General features: G+C 70.7%; 4 protein-coding genes and 1 tRNA gene. 3 read left to right on the plus strand and 2 right to left on the minus strand.

The window, feature by feature from the left end; all coding sequences use genetic code 11:
• Both ACOV8S_RS20085 and ACOV8S_RS20090 read left to right on the plus strand, forming a co-directional pair.
• On the plus strand, window positions 1–580 hold a 580-nt coding region (locus ACOV8S_RS20085; RefSeq protein ID WP_448319174.1), incomplete at its 5' end, for an Fpg/Nei family DNA glycosylase.
• A gap of 140 nt (window positions 581–720) precedes the next feature.
• Entirely contained in the window at window positions 721–1,878 is a 1,158-nt protein-coding gene (locus tag ACOV8S_RS20090; RefSeq protein ID WP_351117435.1) for a PP2C family protein-serine/threonine phosphatase, read from the plus strand.
• Between the two features lie 125 nt (window positions 1,879–2,003).
• Here ACOV8S_RS20090 and ACOV8S_RS20095 read toward each other — a convergent pair whose 3' ends face one another.
• Window positions 2,004–3,143: an acyltransferase family protein gene (locus tag ACOV8S_RS20095; protein ID WP_448319175.1), complete on the minus strand. Its 1,140-nt coding sequence runs from the start codon at window positions 3,141–3,143 to the stop codon at window positions 2,004–2,006.
• Between the two features lie 560 nt (window positions 3,144–3,703).
• Between ACOV8S_RS20095 and ACOV8S_RS20100 the strand changes: the two genes are divergently transcribed.
• Complete coding sequence (locus tag ACOV8S_RS20100; RefSeq protein WP_382558498.1) at window positions 3,704–3,898, plus strand: hypothetical protein; 195 nt, start codon at window positions 3,704–3,706, stop codon at window positions 3,896–3,898.
• Between the two features lie 116 nt (window positions 3,899–4,014).
• Here the strand turns inward: ACOV8S_RS20100 and ACOV8S_RS20105 are convergent.
• Window positions 4,015–4,088 (minus strand) — tRNA-Gly (locus ACOV8S_RS20105).
• Window positions 4,089–4,220: the final 132 nt, after the last annotated feature.

Consider the following 4,220-nt stretch of genomic DNA (forward strand, 5'->3'; position numbering starts at 1 on the left):
CCCGCCCACCGACACCGTGCGCCTGCGCCTGACCGGCCCGTCCGCCGTCATGGACCTGCGCGGCCCCACCGCGTGCGCGTTGATCACCCCGGGGGAGAAGCAGGCGATACACGAGCGCCTGGGCCCCGACCCGTTGCGCGCGGACGCCGACCCGGACCTGGCCTGGCGCCGGATCTCCCGCAGCCGTACCACCGTCGCCGCCCTGCTGATGGACCAGAAGGTGGTGGCGGGCGTCGGGAACGTCTACCGCGCCGAGGTCCTCTTCCGGCACGGCGTCGACCCCTACCTGCCCGGCAGGGAGCTCACCCGCCGGCAGTGGGGCGCGATCTGGGCCGATCTGGTGGAGCTGATGCGCGAGGGCGTCCGGCACAACCGGATCGACACCGTGCGCCCCGAGCACACCCCCGACGCCATGGGCCGCGCCCCCCGCGTCGACGACCACGGCGGCGAGGTCTACGTCTACCGCCGCCACGGCCAGGCCTGCCACGTCTGCGGGGAGGCCGTGCGCACCGCCGAGCTGGCCGCCCGCAACCTGTTCTGGTGCCCCGGCTGCCAGCCGACGAACGCGCCGGGCGTGTGACCGGCGCGCGGGAGGCCGGGGAGAGCGCCGCGGAGGGCGCCCGGGGCACCAGGGACCTCCGGCCCGAATCCGGCCCCGGACGGGGGACAAGTGGGACCACCCGTGCCAGGAGGGGGGTCCGCTGGATAGGGTCCCAAGCGATGGCAGCAGGACGGAAGCGGCGCTCGGCCGCCGACACGTTCACGGCCCGGATGAAGAAGCAGTTCCACCGGGCCCGCATCGGCCTGCGCAAAGCCGCCGTCGACTGGTTCCGGGGCGACGGGTCCGACTGGATCGCCTTCGTCGCCCTGCTCCTCACCATTCCCCTGATCGCGAGCCTGACCCTCGCCAACGCCGTCTGGTTCACCCCGGCGGCCCTGGTGCTGCCCATCGTGGCGGGCGGCCTGCTGCTGCGCCCCGCCAGCCTGCTCGCGCTGTACGCGGCCGCCGCGACGGCGCTGATCGTCGAGGCGCTGGCCCTGCGGCCCTATCCGGACGGCTTCGCGCGGGTCACCCCCGGTGTGGTGCTGGTGGTGGCCGCCTGCGGCTTCGTCGGCCTGATGGTGGCCCAGTTCCGCAGCCGGGTCGGCGTGCCCTGGCGGCGCGGCGGCACCATGCTCTTCGACCTGCGCGAGCGGATCCGCGCGCAGAGCGCGCTGCCGGACCTGCCCGAGGGGTGGCACCGGGAGATGGCGCTGCGTCCGGCCGGCGGACAGTCCTTCTCCGGCGACTTCGTGGTCGCGGCCCGCACCAACGAGGGCCGCACCCTGGAGGTCGTCCTCACCGACGTCTCCGGCAAGGGCATGGACGCGGGCTCCCGGGCGCTGCTGCTGTCCGGGGCCTTCGGCGGTCTGCTGGGCTCCCTGCCGCCGCACGCGTTCCTGCCCGCCGCCAACGGCTACCTGCTGCGGCAGGACTGGGAGGAGGGCTTCGCCACCTCCATCCACCTGGTCCTCGACCTGGAGAGCGGCGACTACGAGCTCTACTCGGCAGGCCACCCGCCGGGCCTCCAGCTGTGCGCCGGCACCGGCCGCTGGGAGGAGAAGACCGCCGAGGGGCCGCTGCTGGGCGTCTACGACGGCGCCACCTTCGACCCCTGCAAGGGGTCGCTGCGCCCGGGGGACGTGCTGATGCTCTTCACCGACGGACTGGTCGAGACGGCCGAGCGGGACCTGGTCGAGGGCATCGACCGTCTCACCGGCGAGGCCGACCGGTACGTGGTGGGCGGCTTCCAGGGCGCCGCCTGGCACCTGATCGAGGCCGTCGCCAAGGACGTCAACGACGACCGGGCCCTCCTGCTCATCTCCCGCGCCGCCTGACGCCACCGGACCGGCCCCGCGCCCGTGGTCCCTCGCACGGCACGGCACAGCACGGGCACGGCACGACGAAGGCCCCGCCCGCGCTCCCGGCGCGTGACGGGGCCTTCGCCGTGTTCCGTCGTTGCTCAGACCCCGGCGGGGACCTTGGAGCGGTCCCCGGCGCCCTGTCCCTCGGCCGGAGCCGAGGTCTTCCTGGCGTTCAGGGCGGCCTGGTCCTCGCGGAAGAAGCGGTCCAGGTTCGGCTCCAGCACCGGCTTCAGCAGCGTGCGCACCGGCTTGGTGCACAGCAGAGTCACCACGGTCACGGCGAGCACCGTGCACAGCAGCGCGCCCAGCGGGCCCTGCGCCCAGTCCTGGTCGAACCAGCCGAACCAGATGCCGCTCTTGATCAGGAAGCCGTGCAGCAGGTAGCCGGAGATGGTGCCGGCGCCCAGCGAGGTGAACCACAGCCGCCGGCCGGGGACCCAGGCGAGGAAGCAGGCCGTGAGCAGCACCGAGCAGCCGAACATGCCCAGCGTCATCAGCGGACCGATCCACCAGTCGCCGCCCAGCTCCTCGGCGGCGTCCCGGTGGTAGAACCACGCGGTCGTCATGTTGCCCTTGGCCCACCAGCCGACGACCAGCGCGAGGGCGAACGCCGGCACCGCCAGCAGCCGCGTGCGCCAGGTGCGCACCAGCTTGAAGTGCTCCGGCTTCAGGCACAGACCCAGCACGAAGTACGGCAGGAACTGCAGCGCGCGCTGCATGTCGAGGTCGTTGCCGATCCTGGGCGAGACGGTCGCCAGCATCGCGATCGCCAGGGCCAGGGCCAGCGGGTGGCGCAGCGACCGCCAGACCGGCGTGGTGAGCCGCCAGACGAAGAGAGCGGCCAGGAACCAGGTCAGGTACCAGGGGTCCAGCAGACTGATCGGGGCGCCGGGCTCGTGCAGCCACTTGCGGAACATCGAGTACGCGAGCTCGAAGCAGAGGTACGGGACCACCACGCCGCTGACCAGACGCTTGATCTGGTGCGGCTTGAACGCGAAGGACCGCGAGAAGTAGCCCGAGATGACGATGAACGCCGGCATGTGGAACGCGTACACGACCATGTACAGCACGCCCATGGGGCGGTTGCCGTCACGGAGCGGTTCCCAGACGTGTCCCATGGCCACGAGGGCGATGGCCAGGTACTTGGCGTTGTCGAAGAAGGAGTCGCGCCCGTCGCCCGCTGGGAGCGATCTGGCCCGGCTTCGCTGCTGACTGCTGTGCGGCTGCGGCGCGTTCACCGGCGACCACCCCGCGGGCGGGGGTGGGGAGACCGGACGTTCGTCGTCGCACGTGAGGGGGACGAGGCAACGTGAAACATCTGAGGCACCCTAGCGTCGGTTGTACGAATCCGTGAAAACGCCGGGTCGGTGAATTACCGCCTCGCCCTCGGATACCCCCGTATTCACCTGCGATGTCTTCGATTTTTGTGACGATCGGCACAGGATCGCAGCGGGACGATAGGGACCGAACAGGGCTTTTAGCTGCGCCTATTTCATCTCAAATGATGCCAAGTCGGGCATGGGTCCCATAACTGTCCGTGAACGTCGTACGAGGGTTGCGTGCGTAGGGAAACGAATGTGCGGGGATTATCCGCATTACCTTTCGGAGGAATTGCCGAAGATTCCTTCCCTTGTGATCGTCGCTTTTCCCCCACGTCTCGAACATGCGGACGACGGGTGTCCCCGGTACCTCAGGGGCCGTACGCGCGGCGTGAGTTGGGTGGCACGATGGGTTGGCCGGGGGCGGGCCGGGTACACCCCCATGCGGCGCAGCGGACCGACCGAGGGTGTGATCAGACGTGGCCATTTCTTTGTCCGTGGTGCTTCTGCTGGGGATCGTCCTCGTTGTCCTGATCCGGGGCGGATCCCTGAAGGCGGGGCCCGCGATCGTCGCCATGCTCTTCGGCTTCTTCCTCGCCTCCACGGGGATGGCCGACGACATCCAGCGATTTCTCGACTCGCTGGCGTCGATGATCAATTCGATAAGCCTCTGACCGCCGCGACCGTCCGCCGGAGGCCCGGAAGAAGCGTTTCCTCCGCGGGTGCCGGTACGTGAAAAGGACGAAGGCCCGGCTGGGAGAGTGCCTCTCAGCCGGGCCTTCGGTGTGCCTGGAGCGGGCGACGGGAATCGAACCCGCGTAGCTAGTTTGGAAGACTAGGGCTCTACCATTGAGCTACGCCCGCGAAGGGTGCGCCGGTGGCTGGGCCACGGCGACAGAAGGCATGTTAGCGGGTCGTCGCACCCCCCTGCACCTTCCTTTGCGCGCGGCGCCCCCCGCGCGGCCGCCCGGCGCGGGTGACGGCCCGTCCCTCCCC

The organism is Streptomyces sp. CO7, assembly GCF_053474865.1.

What these genes read in the sequence shown, in the direction of transcription:
- ACOV8S_RS20090 (WP_351117435.1), top strand. Translation starts at nt 721, where the DNA reads ATGGCAGCAGGACGGAAGCGGCGCTCGGCCGCCGACACGTTCACGGCC.